The 16,233-nt window shown below is 51.6% G+C and carries 17 protein-coding genes; 11 read left to right on the top strand and 6 right to left on the bottom strand.

The genetic code is table 11. From position 1 onward, the window contains the following. Positions 1-99 precede the first annotated feature (99 nt). From cpxP to OGY33_RS00325, 7 genes are all read left to right on the top strand, one after another. Positions 100-600 (top strand): cell-envelope stress modulator CpxP, encoded by a 501-nt coding sequence (gene cpxP, locus OGY33_RS00355; RefSeq protein ID WP_008787022.1) that lies wholly within the window; start codon positions 100-102, stop codon positions 598-600. A gap of 147 nt (positions 601-747) precedes the next feature. Then, on the top strand, positions 748-1,650 hold the full coding sequence (gene fieF / locus OGY33_RS00350) for a CDF family cation-efflux transporter FieF (protein ID WP_191238958.1): 903 nt from the start codon (positions 748-750) through the stop codon (positions 1,648-1,650). A gap of 185 nt (positions 1,651-1,835) precedes the next feature. Further along, a complete protein-coding gene (gene pfkA, locus OGY33_RS00345; protein WP_003825214.1) occupies positions 1,836-2,798 on the top strand; it encodes a 6-phosphofructokinase in 963 nt (320 codons plus the stop codon). Between the two features lie 200 nt (positions 2,799-2,998). After that, entirely contained in the window at positions 2,999-3,988 is a 990-nt protein-coding gene (sbp, locus tag OGY33_RS00340) for a sulfate/thiosulfate ABC transporter substrate-binding protein Sbp (RefSeq protein WP_032945592.1), read from the top strand. 104 nt (positions 3,989-4,092) lie between these two features. Next, on the top strand, positions 4,093-4,842 hold the full coding sequence (locus tag OGY33_RS00335; RefSeq protein ID WP_020996109.1) for a CDP-diacylglycerol diphosphatase: 750 nt from the start codon (positions 4,093-4,095) through the stop codon (positions 4,840-4,842). Positions 4,843-4,915: 73 nt separating this feature from the next. Then, entirely contained in the window at positions 4,916-6,220 is a 1,305-nt protein-coding gene (locus tag OGY33_RS00330) for an SLC13 family permease (RefSeq protein ID WP_191238957.1), read from the top strand. Positions 6,221-6,329: 109 nt separating this feature from the next. Continuing rightward, complete coding sequence (locus tag OGY33_RS00325; protein ID WP_191238956.1) at positions 6,330-7,802, top strand: DASS family sodium-coupled anion symporter; 1,473 nt, start codon at positions 6,330-6,332, stop codon at positions 7,800-7,802. A gap of 39 nt (positions 7,803-7,841) precedes the next feature. On the opposite strand, the gene tpiA is transcribed toward OGY33_RS00325, so the two are convergent. Both tpiA and OGY33_RS00315 read right to left on the bottom strand, forming a co-directional pair. Next, complete coding sequence (gene tpiA / locus OGY33_RS00320) at positions 7,842-8,609, bottom strand: triose-phosphate isomerase (RefSeq protein WP_003028783.1); 768 nt, start codon at positions 8,607-8,609, stop codon at positions 7,842-7,844. A gap of 228 nt (positions 8,610-8,837) precedes the next feature. Continuing rightward, complete coding sequence (locus tag OGY33_RS00315; RefSeq protein WP_032945595.1) at positions 8,838-9,440, bottom strand: YiiQ family protein; 603 nt, start codon at positions 9,438-9,440, stop codon at positions 8,838-8,840. A 100-nt stretch (positions 9,441-9,540) separates the two neighbouring features. Between OGY33_RS00315 and OGY33_RS00310 the strand changes: the two genes are divergently transcribed. After that, entirely contained in the window at positions 9,541-9,969 is a 429-nt protein-coding gene (locus tag OGY33_RS00310) for a DUF805 domain-containing protein (protein WP_008787028.1), read from the top strand. 63 nt (positions 9,970-10,032) lie between these two features. Here the strand turns inward: OGY33_RS00310 and fpr are convergent, their stop codons facing one another. The 4 genes from fpr to OGY33_RS00290 form a co-directional block, all read right to left on the bottom strand. Next, positions 10,033-10,779, bottom strand: coding sequence for a ferredoxin--NADP(+) reductase (gene fpr, locus OGY33_RS00305; protein WP_048215185.1), 747 nt, complete (start codon positions 10,777-10,779; stop codon positions 10,033-10,035). Between the two features lie 95 nt (positions 10,780-10,874). Next, on the bottom strand, positions 10,875-11,885 hold the full coding sequence (glpX, locus tag OGY33_RS00300; protein ID WP_008787030.1) for a class II fructose-bisphosphatase: 1,011 nt from the start codon (positions 11,883-11,885) through the stop codon (positions 10,875-10,877). A gap of 135 nt (positions 11,886-12,020) precedes the next feature. Next, positions 12,021-13,529: a glycerol kinase GlpK gene (gene glpK, locus OGY33_RS00295; protein ID WP_032945601.1), complete on the bottom strand. Its 1,509-nt coding sequence runs from the start codon at positions 13,527-13,529 to the stop codon at positions 12,021-12,023. A gap of 22 nt (positions 13,530-13,551) precedes the next feature. Next, entirely contained in the window at positions 13,552-14,397 is an 846-nt protein-coding gene (locus OGY33_RS00290; RefSeq protein ID WP_008787032.1) for an MIP/aquaporin family protein, read from the bottom strand. Between the two features lie 428 nt (positions 14,398-14,825). Here OGY33_RS00290 and zapB point away from each other — a divergent pair, with 428 nt between their 5' ends. From zapB to OGY33_RS00275, 3 genes are all read left to right on the top strand, one after another. After that, positions 14,826-15,071 (top strand): septal ring assembly protein ZapB, encoded by a 246-nt coding sequence (gene zapB, locus OGY33_RS00285; RefSeq protein ID WP_095533156.1) that lies wholly within the window; start codon positions 14,826-14,828, stop codon positions 15,069-15,071. 92 nt (positions 15,072-15,163) lie between these two features. Beyond that, a complete protein-coding gene (locus OGY33_RS00280) occupies positions 15,164-15,832 on the top strand; it encodes a hypothetical protein (protein WP_191238955.1) in 669 nt (222 codons plus the stop codon). Further along, entirely contained in the window at positions 15,829-16,218 is a 390-nt protein-coding gene (locus OGY33_RS00275; RefSeq protein WP_003825190.1) for a hypothetical protein, read from the top strand. The genes OGY33_RS00280 and OGY33_RS00275 overlap by 4 nt, the downstream gene beginning before the upstream one ends. Positions 16,219-16,233: the final 15 nt, after the last annotated feature.

Raw genomic sequence — 16,233 nt, 5'->3', positions numbered from 1 at the left:
TGACTTTACGTTGTTTTACACCCCCTGACGCATGTTTGCAGCCCGAATCGTAAACTGTCTCTCGTTGAATCGCGACAGAAAAGATTTTGGGAGCAAGTGATGGGCAAAGTTACCGCTGCCGTCATGGCCTCAACGCTGGCACTCAGTACATTTAGCCATGCAGCTGAAGTCGTCACAGGCGATCACTGGCACCTGGGTGAAGGCTCATCGCAACGCAGCGTTCAGAGCCACATGTTTGACGGTATCAGTTTAACCGAACATCAACGTCAACAGATGCGAGATTTAATGCAGCAGGCAAGACACGAACAGCCTCCTGTTAATGTTAGCGAAATGGAGACAATGCATCGCCTTGTCACCGCAGAGAAATTTGATGAAAGCGCAGTGCGCGCTCAGGCAGAAAGAATGGCGCAAGAACAGGTTGCCCGCCAGGTTGAAATAGCCAGGATCCGCAACCAGATGTATCGCCTGTTAACGCCAGAGCAGCAAGCGGTTTTAAATGAGAAACATGAACAACGAATGGAGCAACTGCGCGATGTAGCGCACTGGAAAAAAAGCTCATCGTTGAATTTATTGAGTAGTAGCAACTCACGTTCCCAGTAGTAACCCTGTTTTCCTTGCCATAGACACCATCCCTGTCTTCCCCCACATGATGTGGGGGTTTTTTTTGCCCAAAATTTGTCCCTCGGTTATTGCCTGACTGTTTTACTTCATCCGTTATACTAGCGGCATATCCTGGCAGGAGTGTTTATGAATCAAACCTATGGGCGGCTGGTGAGCAGGGCGGCAATCGCGGCGACCGTGATGGCATCGCTGTTACTTTTGATCAAAATTTTCGCGTGGTGGTACACCGGATCGGTCAGTATTCTGGCTGCACTGGTGGATTCTCTGGTGGACATCGCGGCGTCGTTAACCAACCTGTTGGTGGTGCGCTATTCGCTGCAGCCCGCAGATGATGAACATACGTTCGGACACGGAAAAGCGGAATCGCTGGCGGCGTTGGCGCAAAGCATGTTTATTTCTGGTTCGGCGCTGTTTTTATTCCTGACCGGGATTCAGCATCTCATCCAACCCACGCCGATGAAAGATCCTGGCGTTGGGGTGGTTGTCACCATCATTGCGTTAGTGTGTACAATCATTCTGGTCTCGTTTCAGCGCTGGGTAGTGAAGCGCACGCAAAGTCAGGCCGTTCGGGCAGATATGCTTCATTATCAGTCTGATGTTATGATGAACGGTGCGATTCTCATTGCGCTCGGGCTGGCATGGTATGGCTGGCATCGTGCAGATGCCTTGTTTGCGCTCGGGATTGGCATCTATATTTTATATAGCGCATTACGCATGGGGTATGAGGCAGTGCAATCTTTGCTGGATCGCGCTTTACCCGATGAGGAACGTCAGGAAATTATTGATATCGTGACGTCATGGCCTGGAGTCAGCGGCGCTCACGATCTTCGCACGCGGCAGTCAGGGCCGACCCGCTTTGTTCAGATTCATTTGGAAATGGAAGATAATCTGCCGCTCGTTCAGGCGCATTTAGTGGCCGAACAGGTTGAGCAGGCAATTTTACGGCGTTTCCCGGGATCGGATGTCATCATTCATCAGGATCCCTGTTCAGTCGTACCCAAGGAAGGCAAGATGTTTGAGCTTTCATAATTCGTTGTAAAAAAAGTGAACCGGGCCAGCATTTTGTGTATAAATTACCACCATTTGGCCTGACCTGAATCAATTCAGCAGGAAGTGATTGTTATACTATCTGCATATTCGTTGGATCGTTTCGATATGCGGAATCGACTTCCGGCAGCAGATTTCATTTTGCATTCCAAAGTTCAGAGGTAGTCATGATTAAGAAAATCGGTGTGTTGACAAGCGGCGGTGATGCGCCGGGCATGAACGCAGCAATCCGTGGTGTTGTACGTGCAGCGTTGACGGAAGGGCTGGAAGTCATGGGGATCCATGATGGCTACCTGGGTTTGTATGAAGACCGTATGGTCCAGCTTGACCGCTACAGCGTGTCCGACATGATCAACCGTGGCGGTACTTTCCTCGGTTCTGCTCGCTTCCCGGAATTCCGTGATGAAAACGTACGTGCGGTGGCGATCGAAAACCTGAAGAAGCGTGGCATCGACGCCCTGGTTGTTATCGGGGGTGACGGTTCTTACATGGGTGCAAAACGCCTGACCGAAATGGGCTTCCCATGCATCGGTCTGCCGGGCACTATCGATAACGATATCAAAGGTACCGACTACACCATCGGTTACTTCACCGCTCTGGGTACCGTTGTCGAAGCGATTGACCGCCTGCGTGATACCTCTTCTTCTCACCAGCGTATTTCTATCGTTGAAGTGATGGGCCGCTACTGTGGTGACCTGACCCTGGCAGCAGCGATTGCCGGTGGCTGTGAGTTCGTGGTGGTTCCGGAAGTGGAATTCAGCCGTGACGATTTGGTTACTGAAATCAAAGCGGGCATCGCGAAAGGTAAAAAACACGCAATCGTAGCGATCACTGAACACATGTGTGACGTTGACGAACTGGCGCATTACATTGAGAAAGAAACGGGTCGTGAAACGCGTGCAACCGTACTGGGTCACATTCAGCGTGGTGGTTCCCCGGTTCCTTACGACCGTATCCTGGCATCCCGTATGGGCGCCTATGCCATTGAACTTCTGCTGGAAGGTCACGGCGGTCGCTGCGTAGGTATTCAGAACGAGCAGCTGGTTCACCACGACATCATCGACGCTATCGAAAACATGAAGCGTCCGTTCAAAGGTGACTGGCTGGACTGCGCGAAAAAACTGTACTAATTGCAATTGCCGGATGGCGGCTTGCGCCTTATCCGGCCTACATGATGCAAATCGTAGGCCTGATAAGCGTAGCGCCATCAGGCAAAAACTCGACTCCATATATTCCCCCAAGTTATAGCAAATCTTTTTTTATTCTTTAATGTTTGGATTCCTTTCTGGCACGCTTTGCTCATCACAACACTACCTAAGAGAGCTGGGCGATGAACAAATGGGGCGTAGGGTTAACATTATTGCTGGCATCGACCAGCGTTCTGGCAAAGGATATTCAGTTACTTAACGTATCGTACGATCCAACGCGTGAATTGTACGAGCAGTACAATAAGGCCTTCAGCGCGCACTGGAAGCAGGAAACGGGCGACAACGTTGTGATCCGCCAGTCGCATGGCGGTTCGGGTAAACAGGCGACTTCCGTCATCAACGGCATTGAAGCCGATGTTGTGACGCTGGCACTTGCTTACGACGTGGATGCCATTGCTGAACGTGGCCGTATCGATAAAAACTGGATTAAACGCCTGCCGGATAATTCTGCGCCTTACACCTCCACCATCGTGTTCCTGGTCCGCAAAGGCAATCCCAAACAAATTCATGACTGGAACGATTTAATCAAACCGGGCGTGTCGGTCATTACGCCAAACCCGAAAAGCTCCGGCGGAGCTCGCTGGAACTATCTGGCGGCATGGGGCTATGCCCTGCACCACAACAACAACGATCAGGCCAAGGCACAAGACTTTGTGAAGGCCCTGTATAAAAACGTTGAGGTACTCGATTCTGGCGCACGTGGCTCAACCAATACCTTCGTTGAACGTGGTATCGGTGATGTGCTGATTGCCTGGGAAAACGAAGCGCTGTTGGCAACGAACGAGCTGGGCAAAGATAAATTCGAGATAGTGACCCCGAGTGAATCTATCCTCGCGGAGCCGACCGTATCCGTGGTTGATAAAGTGGTGGAAAAGAAAGATACCAAAGCGGTGGCGGAAGCTTACCTGAAGTATCTCTACTCGCCGGAAGGTCAGGAGATAGCAGCGAAAAACTTCTACCGTCCACGTGATGCAGAAGTCGCGAAGAAATACGAAAACGCATTTCCGAAGCTGAAGCTGTTCACTATCGACGAAGAGTTTGGCGGCTGGACGAAAGCGCAGAAAGAGCACTTCTCTAACGGCGGTACGTTCGACCAAATCAGTAAACGATAAATAAGTCTCTGATTTACCGACCCGGTGGCCTAACGCGACCGGGTTTTTTATTTGTCATGGTTTTGCGTTACTCTTGCCCTTCAATGGGATACAGGAAACGCGTAATGAAAAAAGCAGGCTATCTTTTACTGGCGGTGATAGTGGTCGCCGCCGCTGCAGGTATCGGGTACTGGAAATTCACCGGCAACCCGGACGCATTACGCCAGATCGTTCTTCAGCAATGCCTGCCGCACCAGTTGCAGCAGCAGGACCCCGCCCCATGCGCTGAAGTAAAGCCGGATGCCGGATATGTGGTGTTCAAAGACCGTAACGGCCCACTGCAATATCTGTTGATGCCTACCTGGCGGATCAACGGTACGGAAAGTCCGCTGCTGTTGAAATCAGGCACGCCGAACTTTTTCTGGCTGGCCTGGCAGGCACGTAGCTTTATGAGCCAAAAATACGGCCAGGAAATCCCTGACAAAGCAGTCTCTCTGACCATTAACTCACGTAGCGGGCGTACGCAAAATCATCTGCATATTCATATCTCCTGCCTGCGAACCGATGTCAGAAAGCAGCTGGATGACAACCTGGCGAAAATCAGCACCCGCTGGCTACCATTACCGGGTGGGCTGCGCGGTCATGAATATCTGGCGCGTCGCGTCACGGAAAATGAACTGGCACAACGCAGCCCGTTTATGATGCTGGCGGAAGAGGTGCCGGATGCGCGTGAGCATATGGGCAGCTATGCGTTGGCGATGGTGCGCCAGAGCGACGAATCCTTTGTCCTGCTGGCTACTCAGCGCAATCTGCTGGCTCTGAATCTCGCCTCCGCTGAGGAAATTCAGGATCATCAATGTGATATTCTGCGTTAACCCCACCTAATCTGGCGTTTACTCCGCATGCCTGTCCCCGTATTCTTGTTGAAAAAAACAACAGGAGACAGGCATGTCGCTCTGGCTTACACACCCTCTGTTTATCCCCTCTCTGGTGGTTGGTATCACCATTCTGCTCTGGGCTACGTCGCTGCTGCCGGAGTTTATAACGGCGCTGCTGTTCTTTGCCGTGGCGATGGTCGCCAAAATCGCGCCACCGGATGTGATTTTTGGCGGCTTTGCGTCCTCCGCATTCTGGCTGGTGTTTAGCGGTTTTGTACTGGGTATCGCGATTCGTAAAACGGGGCTGGCGGACAGGGCGGCGAGGGCGCTGTCATCGAGGTTGACTGATTCCTGGCCGTTAATGGTGGCGAGCGTAGTGCTGCTGAGTTACGCGCTGGCATTTGTGATGCCATCCAACATGGGCCGCATTGCGCTGCTGATGCCGATTGTCGCGGCGATGGCGAAACGGGCTGGAATTAACGACGGCACGCGCGCCTGGTATGGTCTGGCACTGGCCGTCGGGTTTGGGACGTTCCAGCTTTCTGCGACGATTTTACCCGCAAACGTACCGAATCTGGTGATGAGCGGCGCGGCGGAAGGCTCTTACGGCATCCACCTCAATTATCTTCCCTATTTGCTGCTGCATACGCCGGTTCTGGGTTGGCTTAAAGGCGCGGTGCTCATTGTGCTTATCTACTGGTTGTTCCCTGGCAAGCCGCATGCGCCGCGCGATCTCACGCCGCCGGAGCCGATGAGCCGGGATGAAAAACGTCTAGCCTGGATGTTAGCGGTGGTGCTGTTCTTGTGGGTAAGCGAAAGCTGGCACGGCATTGGCCCTGCGTGGACCGGGCTGGCGGCGGCAGTTATCACATTGCTACCACGGGTTGGCTTTATCAATGGCGACGAGTTTTCCACTGGGGTCAACATTCGTACCTGTATTTATGTAGCGGGTATTCTGGGGCTGGCGATCACTGTCACGCAGACCGGTATTGGTAGCGCCGTTGGCGAAGCGCTGTTACAGGTGATGCCGCTGGATGCGGAAAAGCCGTTTACCAGTTTCCTCGCGCTGACCGGTATTACCACTGCACTCAATTTTATTATGACGGCAAACGGTGTTCCGGCGTTGTATACCACGTTGGCGCAAAGTTTTGCCGATGCGACGGGATTCCCGCTGCTGTCGGTGATTATGATCCAGGTGCTGGGTTATTCCACGCCACTGTTGCCGTATCAGGCTTCACCAATTGTTGTGGCGATGGCGCTTGGGAAAGTGCCTGCGAGGGCGGGGATGCTGCTGTGTATGGTGCTGGCGGCGGCAACGTATTTGATTCTTCTGCCGCTGGATTACGCCTGGTTTACGGTGTTAGGAAAACTGTAGCTGTATCAAAATGTTAATTTTATGTTTTGTGAGTGAATTGTATTATGCGCGGCAATATCGGTTAATGCCTGAGCGCAGATTTGCGCACTGGAAACTCAAGGATTGATTCATGGACAGTTTGACCCCTATCCGCTGTTGGCCTGCCATCATCTCGCTCATGATTACGCTGACCATCTGGTTTGTTATCCCGTGTCCTCCTGACGTAACCCCGCAAGCGTGGCACCTGCTGGCGTTGTTCATAGGTACGATCGCAGCGATTATCGGTAAAGCCATGCCCATTGGCGCCATTGCGGTTGTGGCGATTATGCTGGTGGCGATGACCGGCGTCACTAACCCCGGTAAACCCTCCGCGGCGTTGAACGATGCGTTGAGTGGCTTTTCTAACCAGTTAATCTGGTTGATTGGTTTATCCATTATGCTGTCGCAAAGTCTGTTAAAGACTGGCCTGGGAGCGCGTATTGGCTACGGGTTTATTGCGCTATTTGGTAAAAGAACGCTGGGTATTGCGTGGGCATTAACCCTTGCGGAAACGCTAATTGCACCCGTAACGCCAAGCAATACCGCGCGTGGAGGCGGCATTATCCACCCGGTAATGCGGGCGATTGCGGAAAGCCTCGGCTCGCAGCCAGGCCATGCCGAGAATGGCTCAACGGGCCGTTATCTCGCGCTGGTGAACTACAACATTAACCCGATAAGCTCGGCAATGTTCATCACCGCGACCGCACCTAACCCGTTAATCGTCAGCTTTTTGACGAAGGGGACGGATGGCGTGCTGAACATGACCTGGGGAATGTGGGCTATTGCGGCGCTTCTTCCCGCTCTGGTATCACTGGTTGTCATGCCGATTGTAATCTGGTGGCTCTATCCGCCAGCTATCACGCGCACGCCAAATGCGCCGCAGTTCGCGCGGCAAAAACTGGATGCGCTGGGTCCACTATCACTGGCAGAAAAAATTACCCTGGCAGTGTTCATTTTGCTGCTCTGCCTGTGGGCGGGTGTTCCAGCGATGCTGATGGGCAGTGCCTGGAGCGTAAACCCCACTAGCGCCGCGTTAATTGGTTTGTCGATTCTATTGATGGCGGGCGTATTGAGCTGGGATGACATTCTTAAATGCCGCGGGGCATGGGATACGATAGTCTGGTTTGCCGCGCTGGTGATGATGGCGGATTTTCTCAGCAAACTGGGGTTGGTGGGATGGCTGGCAACCAGCGTTGGTAGCGCAATCGACCATCTTGGCGTGCACTGGAGTGTTGCAACGCTGCTGTTGATTCTGCTTTACGTCTACTCGCACTACTTTTTCGCCAGCACTACTGCGCATATTACGGCTATGTTCGCTGCGTTCTTCGCCGCAGGATTAGGCCTCGGCGCGCCGCCAGCATTGCTTGGTTTAATGCTCGGTTTCTCCTCCTCCCTGATGATGTCGCTCACGCACTATGGCACGGGTACTGCGCCGATCATCTTTGGTTCGGGCTATGTCACGCTGGCGGAGTGGTGGAAAACGGGCCTGGTGATGAGTGTGGTCAACCTGACCATTTGGGGGGTGACCGGCGCCTTCTGGTGGCACTGGTTGGGATACTGGTAGTTAATACAGCGGGAGGAGTGCTCCTCCCGCCTTAACAACTTAAGCCTGTTTAGCGGCTTCTGCTGCTTTAACGATGACGGCGAAGGCGTCTGCTTTCAGAGAAGCACCACCAACCAGCGCGCCGTCGATGTCCGGCTGAGCAAACAGTTCTGCCGCGTTAGCTGCGTTTACAGAACCGCCGTACTGGATGATTACTTGCTCAGCGATTTTCGCGTCAGCTTTAGCAATGTGGTCACGAATAAATTTGTGAACAGCCTGAGCCTGAGCAGGAGTTGCAGATTTACCGGTACCGATAGCCCATACTGGTTCGTAAGCGATAACGACGCCTTCGAATGCTGCCGCGCCCTGAGTTTTCAGAACCGCGTCGATCTGACGTGCACAAACTTCTTCAGTTTTGCCCGCTTCGTTTTCTGCTTCGGTTTCACCGATGCACAGAACTGGAGTCAGACCCTGCTCTTTCAGCACGGCGAATTTTTTAGCGATCAGCTCGTCAGATTCTTTGTGGTAAGTACGACGCTCAGAGTGACCGATAATGATGTACTGTGCGCCGATGTCTTTCAGCATTTCAGCACTTGTTTCACCAGTGAATGCGCCAGACAGGTTCAGGTCAACGTTCTGCGCGCCCAGAATGATGTGGCTACCGGCAGCGGCGTGTTTCGCCAGGTCGATATACATTTCCGGCGGAGCAATCGCTACTGCACAGCCAGCAACGCCAGCCAGTTCTTTACGCAGATTAGCAACCAGTTCGTTTACCATGTGGCGGCTGCCGTTCAGTTTCCAGTTACCCATCACTAAAGGATGTCGCATTTCATTTCTCCACGCTTGTCAGCGAATTAAGGAATATGGCCGCCCCTCAGGGCAGCATGGTCTGTGAAACAGTATAGAGATTCATCCCCCGAAAGGCTTTGCTTTTTGTCATTTCCCCGTCATTCTCCACGTTGCAGGTGCGTTGGCTGTACTCTCTCACCCCAGTCACTTACTGATGTAAGCTCCTGGGGATTCGTTGCGTCGCCGCCTTCCTGAAACGTGAATAATTTAGGGGGAATTCGACCCTTCGAGGTTTTCAGATAGAGCCAGCTTAATCGGTTCAACAGCGAAGGTCAGCCCCTTTTCACCGTTATCTGCTACGACATAGCGAATTGCGCCTTCTGTTTCGGCGTAATAGTGCTTACCTTTGCCTGCGGCGAGCAGTTTTTGTAGCTTTTTCTGGCTCTGTTCCTTCGTCAGTAGCGGTGCGACGGTGCGGATGACGGCGGTCATGTATTCCAGCGCTTTCGCTTTAGCTGCCTTTTGCTCTGGTCCCTGAATTGGTAACCAGGTTATTTGCATGCTTTTGATTTTCAGGGTGCCGCGCTCAAGGGCGGAAGACGCATACAGGTTTTCATTGATTTTGCTGGCCGCGCGGGTGAGATTTGCCCGATCGCGACTGCTGTCGATGGCGCGGAACTCATTCAGGATCAGCTTCGGATTCTGTGTATTAAAGTTTTCGCGAAACTGGCTAATCGACAGGTCAAAGGTCGGCGCGCCCGCCAGTAAATAGGGGGCTGTGGTTGCCGTCGATGGCTCTTCCGCCAATGCCGCAGGGCTGGCGGTTAAGGCTGAAAACAATAATAAAAACAGTGTAAATCCGTGCTTCATCAATCGTACCTTTCATTCTCACTGCTCACGATTAAAACGGTAACCGTCGAGCTTGTCAAAAGGGTAAACTGTTCTGGAAGGTAATAATAAAGGAACTTACATGACCATACAGCAGTGGTTATTCTCATTTAAAGGGCGCATCGGGCGCCGTGATTTCTGGATTTGGATTGGCCTATGGATCGTCGGCATGCTGGTTTTGTTTTCGCTGGCGAGCAAACAATTACTCGATATTCAGACCGCGGCTTTTTGTCTGGTGTGTCTGCTATGGCCAACGGCGGCAGTGACGGTAAAACGTCTGCATGACCGGGGGCGTTCCGGAGCGTGGGCGCTGTTGATGATTCTGGCGTGGATGCTGCTGGCCGGAAATTGGGCGATGTTACCCGGCGTCTGGCAATGGGCGGTAGGCCGCTTTGTTCCAACGTTGATTCTGGTCGGCATGCTTATCGATCTGGGTGCGTTCATTGGCACCCAGGACGCAAATAAATATGGTAAGGATACGCAGGACGTAAAGTACAGAGCTGACTCGTAGGCCGGATAAGTGTAAGCGCCATCCGGCAAAATGCCCGGGTGTTTACCGGGCATTGAAACGTTCTTACCAGTAGTGCTCTGCGGTCATATGGCCTGGTCGGCGGCGCAGGTGTTTGGTCATCTGCCGGGTGTCCTTCAGCAACTGCTGCGTGTCGCGTACCATCTGCGGGTTTCCGCACAGCATCACATGACAGGTTTCTTTATCCATTGGCAGCCCGACCGCTTTTTCCAGTTCACCGCTTTCAATTAGCGCCGGTACACGCCCGGTCAGCGAATCTGCCACGGTTTCACGGCTGACCACCGTCTGGATGCGTAATTTACCTTCGTAGCGCTTTTCCAGCGCCTGCATCAACGGCAGATAGCTCAAATCGGCGGCATAGCGCGCGGCGTGGACCAGCACCAGATTTTTGAAGCGATCCAGGTCTTTGCCTAATTGCAGAATCGACAAGTATGGGCCGATAGCCGTGCCGGTTGCCAGCATCCACAGCGTGTCGCAATCGGGGACTTCATCCAGCACGAAGAAACCAGCAGCTTCACTCACCACCTGGACTTCATCGCCAGGCTTCAGTGCTGCCAGACGAGGGCTGAGTTTGCCGTCGGGAACCGTCACCAGATAAAACTCTAAATCGGGGTTATCAGGGGCATTGACGTAAGAATAGGCGCGCTGGACGCGCTCGCCCTCGATCTCAAGGCCAAGCTTGGTGAATTGACCTGCAGTGAAAGGAAGAACCGGAGCTCGCACGGTCAAACTAAACAGGGCATCGGTCCAGTTCTGTACCTTCGTGACTTTGCCTGTTACCCAATCTGCCATGGTTCTCTCCTGTCTGCTTTGATTGCCTTATCTTCGTTCGTTGGACGAAAGATTTCCAGCCCATATGGGCTGGAAGGCTCTATTGATCAAATCAATTACAGGATGTGCGCCTGCACATCGGGATCTTTGCGATCGAGGTAGTGAATCGACTGAATGCGGCGGATCGTACGTGATTTACCGCGGATCAGCAGCGTTTCGGTGGTCGCGATATTACCTTTGCGGCTAATCCCTTCCAGCAAATCGCCTTTGGTGATGCCGGTGGCAGAGAAAATGACGTTGTCGCTACGCGCCATTTCATCGAGACGCAGCGCTTTGCCCGCTTCAATGCCCATGGCGGCGCAACGAGCCAGTTCCTGTTCGCCAATGCGACGGTTTTCTTCACTGTCGCCTTTGACGTCATGACGTGCCAGCAAACGGCCCTGCATGTCACCGTCCAGCGCGCGGATAACGGCGGCCGAAACGACGCCTTCCGGTGCGCCGCCAATGCCGTACAGCACGTCAACTTCACTGTCTGGCATGCATGTCAGAATGGAGGCAGCAACGTCACCGTCTGGAATAGCAAAGACGCGCACGCCCAATTTTTGCATTTCGGCGATCGTTTCATCATGGCGTGGCTTGGCCAGAATGGTGACGGTCAGTTCACTCAGCGGCTTATTGAGTGCAGCGGCAACGTTCTGCAGGTTGGCTTCCAGCGACAGGTTCAGGTCGATAGACCCTTTTGCGCCTGGGCCGACAATCAGCTTTTCCATGTACATGTCTGGCGCGTTCAGGAAGCAGCCTTTATCGCCAACAGCCAGTACGGCCAGCGCGTTTGCCTGACCCATTGCCGTCATGCGTGTGCCTTCGATAGGATCGACGGCGATGTCGACCGCATCACCAAGACCGGTCCCGACTTTCTCACCGATAAACAGCATCGGTGCTTCATCGATCTCACCCTCGCCAATCACGATGGTGCCGTCGATATTGACCTGGTTGAGCATAATACGCATGGCGTTTACCGCCGCGCCGTCAGCGGTATTTTTGTCGCCGCGGCCCAGCCATTTATAGCCAGCCAGCGCGGCCGCTTCGGTCACGCGTGAAAATTCAATGGCAAGTTCTCGTCTCATTGCAAACTCGTAGCTGAAAGGAATGGCGCGAAGTGTAGCACAGGGGAGGGGGCGAGATTATTGATGTGTGTGCGGGGTTGCCCCCGCACGAAGATATTGCCGGATAAGGCACAGTTGCCATCCGGCTATGACGTATTACTCGTCGTGATCTTCCCACGCCATGGCGCGTTTGACCGCTTTTTTCCAGCCGCTGTAACGGAAGTTACGTTCGGTGGTTTCGATGCCTGGGCGGAATTCACGCTCGATGACCGCTTTTTCCTGCAGCTCATCCAGATTCTGCCAGAAGCCTACTGCCAGACCGGCCAGGTATGCCGCACCCAATGCGGTGACTTCGCGGACTTCCGGGCGCTCAACGCGCGTGCCGAGAATGTCGGACTGGAACTGCATCAGGAAGTTGTTGGCGACCGCACCGCCATCGACGCGTAGGGCGTGCAGGCGAATACCGGAGTCAGCCTGCATTGCTTCCAGAACATCACGAGTCTGATATGCAATAGACTCAAGCGTGGCACGGATGATGTGGTTGGAGTTTACCCCACGGGTCAGACCAAAGATGGCGCCGCGAGCATACGGGTCCCAGTATGGTGCACCCAGGCCAGTAAATGCCGGAACGACGTACACGCCGTTGGTGTCTTTCACTTTGGTGGCGAAATATTCGGAGTCGAACGCATCGCTGATGAGTTTCATTTCATCACGCAGCCACTGGATAGATGCGCCAGCCATAAATACCGCACCTTCCAGCGCGTAGTTCACTTCCCCGGTCGGTCCGCAGGCGATGGTGGTCAGCAGTCCGTTTTCGGACTTAACGGCTTTCTCGCCGGTGTTCATCAGCATGAAGCAGCCGGTACCGTAAGTATTTTTCGCCATCCCTTCCTTCACGCACAGCTGGCCAAACAGCGCCGCCTGCTGGTCACCAGCGATACCGGAGATAGGAATACGAATGCCGCCTTTACCACCGATGTTGGTTTGGCCGTACACTTCAGAAGAACGACGTACTTCCGGCAGCATTGCACGCGGAATATCCAGCGCATCCAGCATCGTGTCATCCCAGTCCAGGGAGTGGATGTTGAACAGCATGGTACGTGAGGCGTTGGTGTAATCCGTGACGTGTACACGTCCCTGCGTCATTTTCCAGATAAGCCAGGTATCTACGGTACCGAACAGCAGTTCGCCGCGACGAGCGCGCTCACGTGAGCCTTCTACGTGGTCGAGGATCCACTTCACTTTGGTGCCGGAGAAGTACGGGTCAATGACCAGACCTGTATTATTACGGATGTACTCTTCCATACCGTCGCGCTTGAGCTTTTCGCAGATTTCCGCGGTACGACGACACTGCCACACAATCGCGTTATAGATAGGTTTACCGGTTTCGCGTTCCCAGACAATGGTGGTTTCACGCTGGTTGGTAATACCGATCGCTGCAATTTCATCGGAACTGATATCGGCTTTCGCCAGAACTTCTACCAGCGTGGAGCTTTGGGTCGCCCAAATTTCCATCGGGTCATGTTCTACCCAACCTGCTTTCGGGTAAATTTGTTCGAATTCGCGCTGTGAAACGGCAACGATATTCGCATCGTGGTCCATTACGACCGCGCGGGAGCTGGTGGTGCCCTGGTCGAGCGCAACGATATATTTTTTTTCAGTCATAATTTTTTGTCCCGTAGTCACATTACTGCGAAGCTTTTTGTTGAGTGTTGGCCGCAACGTCTTTTTCTTCAATCGCGCAGACATCGCACGGTAAATGACGACCAATCAGTTTGCGATATGCCCATGCGCCCAAAATCGCGCCGGTAATCGGGCCAAACACCGGAACCAGGAAGTAAGGGATATCGCGACCACCCGTGAAGGCAATCTCACCCCATCCGGCCATCCAGGCGAAGAGTTTCGGTCCGAAGTCACGTGCCGGGTTCATCGCAAAACCTGTCAGCGGACCCATGGAAGCACCAATAACGGCAATCAACAAGCCGATCAGCAGTGGTGCCAGCGGACCACGAGGTACACCGTTACCATCGTCGGTCAGAGCCAGAATCAGCCCCATTAGAATAGCGGTAATGACCATTTCAACCGCGAAGGCCTGCACAAAATTGATATGCGGGTTCGGATAGGTGGAGAAAGTACCTGCCAGACCCAGGCTCTCGGTACTGCCGCGTACGATATGGTTGGTTTGTTCGAAATCGAGGAAAAGATTGTAATAAAGCCCGTAAACCAGTGCCGCTGCGCAAAAGGCGCCGGCAATTTGAGAAATAATAAAAGGAACAACTTTGCGTTTATCAAAACAGGCGAACAGCCAGAGTGCGATGGTTACCGCGGGATTCAGGTGTGCACCAGAAACGCCTGCGGTCAGATAGATAGCCATCGCTACCCCCAGACCCCAGATGACACTGATTTCCCACTGACCGAAAGTAGCCCCAGCCACTTTAAGTGCAGCGACACAGCCCACACCGAAGAAAATCAACAACCCGGTACCGAGGAATTCAGCAATGCACTGGCCTTTTAAGGTTGATGTTTGACTCATAATCGGATCCTGAAGAGAGTTTAATGTTTATTGTGTGCGAGAAGGTCACTGACATCCCCGGAGCCGGTAGGCACACTGTTAATTTATCGTTAACGCGCAAAAACGAGAAATATCGAAATTAAAATGTGTGTACTGCATCAACAAAATGAGCGTTTTCGCGCCATTGTGAGGTATTTGTTATACAAAAATAGTGTGAGCTGAATCATTTCACTGATCAACCTGTTAACACTTAAGAGTTATGACAGTAATGTCACCAGGAGAAAGACTAAAAGTGTTGCAAACCGCAATCTGCGCGGGATGCCGCTGGACAGGGATGACGCGGCTTCATACAATCGGTGTTAAGTAGAGTGCGCTCGTTTTTATTAAGGCGTCGCCGGTTATCGGGACGAGGATTTTTATCCATCAACGCCTTGCAATTCAGGAGAGGTATGACGATGTCATTAGAAGTGTTTGAGAAACTGGAAGCAAAAGTACAGCAGGCGATTGATACCATCACGCTGTTGCAGATGGAAATCGAAGAGCTGAAAGAAAAGAACAACTCACTGTCGCAGGAAGTTCAGACTGCACAGCAGCAGCGTGAAGAACTGGAGCGTGAGAACAACAGCCTGAAAGAACAGCAGAGCGGCTGGCAGGATCGTCTGCATGCCCTGCTGGGTCGTATGGAAGAAGTCTAATTCTGATTTCTTGAAAAAGGCATCCATAATGGATGCCTTTTTGCTATGTAGAGATTAGGATATCGTATTTTTTAAATATCAAAGAATACGATATGACAAAAAGAAACGATATTATTGATGATTCGGATCGACTTATCACCAGAGATATTAGATATGGTCTTATCTATACAGATAATTTAGGATTGATTGATTTAGGCCATGCTAATCCGGCAGGGGCTGAAAAATTATGGTTTGAAATGACAAGGCCTCGTGGTGGTGATAGTGAGTTTTATGAAGTGAATTATCATCAAAGTATGTCCAAAAACATTCATGGCATAAATATCAATACTGGTATATATCGTAGATTTATGGTGCGCCGAGGATTGCAGGAGCGAACCTTACAAGGTATTGCTTTATCAATATTCTTAGGTACGTCACATCGCTTTGAGTCCTTACAGGACTTTTGGCCTTATGTTTATTTAACGGATAGTGGTTATAGTGCTGAAGATTTGGTCTCAAATCTATTTGGTTTTTACCAAGCGGTAAATTATGCAGATTACACCTCTTACCTTCAGATATGCTCGAAAGAAAAGGCTTATCGAATCTGGGACTTCTATGGCCCAGTTGGTGAGTTTAAGAATAAAAGTGTTATTCCGTTACTGTTTCCTGACCCTATCAATAAAGATAAGAGACATGAACCCTATTCGGGTGAATTACCTTTATTTATGGATGTAATAAGACCTATTGCTAATCCTGATTATGTTCGGGAACTTCACATATGAAATCCAGGAGATCAGGATTTATTATTGTGTTTATGCTTTTTATTGCGCTATTTTATTGTCATTTTATGGTGAGCATCTATACAGAAAAAATCTACACTCAGCAGAATTTATTATTTTATCATCTGCTAACACCGAAACCTCTTAAACAGGCTCCAAGGATATCTAACGACTGGTTTTTTGTAAGCTATGCAGATGATGGTAGTCATCTTCAACGCAGTGAGATAATTTTTACCGGGATACAAAAGAGTGGCATTCAGATAGCTGAGGATAAATTAAATGCTTATATCGAAACTTATCCTGTCAGTCGTGAGACGATGAGTATCGTTGTCGAAGAAAAATATAAAAAGTATGATATTAAAGTCATTCATTACGAATCAAATGAATGAAAAAAAGGCCATCAA

Source organism: Citrobacter sp. Cpo032, assembly GCF_030332975.1.
Lineage (GTDB): Bacteria > Pseudomonadota > Gammaproteobacteria > Enterobacterales > Enterobacteriaceae > Citrobacter > Citrobacter portucalensis.
This window is presented reverse-complemented; position numbering and strand designations above follow the sequence as displayed.

What these genes read in the sequence shown, in the direction of transcription:
- cpxP (WP_008787022.1), top strand. Translation starts at nt 100, where the DNA reads ATGGGCAAAGTTACCGCTGCCGTCATGGCCTCAACGCTGGCACTCAGT.
- fieF (WP_191238958.1), top strand. Translation starts at nt 748, where the DNA reads ATGAATCAAACCTATGGGCGGCTGGTGAGCAGGGCGGCAATCGCGGCG.
- pfkA (WP_003825214.1), top strand. Translation starts at nt 1,836, where the DNA reads ATGATTAAGAAAATCGGTGTGTTGACAAGCGGCGGTGATGCGCCGGGC.
- sbp (WP_032945592.1), top strand. Translation starts at nt 2,999, where the DNA reads ATGAACAAATGGGGCGTAGGGTTAACATTATTGCTGGCATCGACCAGC.
- OGY33_RS00335 (WP_020996109.1), top strand. Translation starts at nt 4,093, where the DNA reads ATGAAAAAAGCAGGCTATCTTTTACTGGCGGTGATAGTGGTCGCCGCC.
- OGY33_RS00330 (WP_191238957.1), top strand. Translation starts at nt 4,916, where the DNA reads ATGTCGCTCTGGCTTACACACCCTCTGTTTATCCCCTCTCTGGTGGTT.
- OGY33_RS00325 (WP_191238956.1), top strand. Translation starts at nt 6,330, where the DNA reads ATGGACAGTTTGACCCCTATCCGCTGTTGGCCTGCCATCATCTCGCTC.
- tpiA (WP_003028783.1), bottom strand. Translation starts at nt 8,609, where the DNA reads ATGCGACATCCTTTAGTGATGGGTAACTGGAAACTGAACGGCAGCCGC.
- OGY33_RS00315 (WP_032945595.1), bottom strand. Translation starts at nt 9,440, where the DNA reads ATGAAGCACGGATTTACACTGTTTTTATTATTGTTTTCAGCCTTAACC.
- OGY33_RS00310 (WP_008787028.1), top strand. Translation starts at nt 9,541, where the DNA reads ATGACCATACAGCAGTGGTTATTCTCATTTAAAGGGCGCATCGGGCGC.
- fpr (WP_048215185.1), bottom strand. Translation starts at nt 10,779, where the DNA reads ATGGCAGATTGGGTAACAGGCAAAGTCACGAAGGTACAGAACTGGACC.
- glpX (WP_008787030.1), bottom strand. Translation starts at nt 11,885, where the DNA reads ATGAGACGAGAACTTGCCATTGAATTTTCACGCGTGACCGAAGCGGCC.
- glpK (WP_032945601.1), bottom strand. Translation starts at nt 13,529, where the DNA reads ATGACTGAAAAAAAATATATCGTTGCGCTCGACCAGGGCACCACCAGC.
- OGY33_RS00290 (WP_008787032.1), bottom strand. Translation starts at nt 14,397, where the DNA reads ATGAGTCAAACATCAACCTTAAAAGGCCAGTGCATTGCTGAATTCCTC.
- zapB (WP_095533156.1), top strand. Translation starts at nt 14,826, where the DNA reads ATGACGATGTCATTAGAAGTGTTTGAGAAACTGGAAGCAAAAGTACAG.
- OGY33_RS00280 (WP_191238955.1), top strand. Translation starts at nt 15,164, where the DNA reads ATGACAAAAAGAAACGATATTATTGATGATTCGGATCGACTTATCACC.
- OGY33_RS00275 (WP_003825190.1), top strand. Translation starts at nt 15,829, where the DNA reads ATGAAATCCAGGAGATCAGGATTTATTATTGTGTTTATGCTTTTTATT.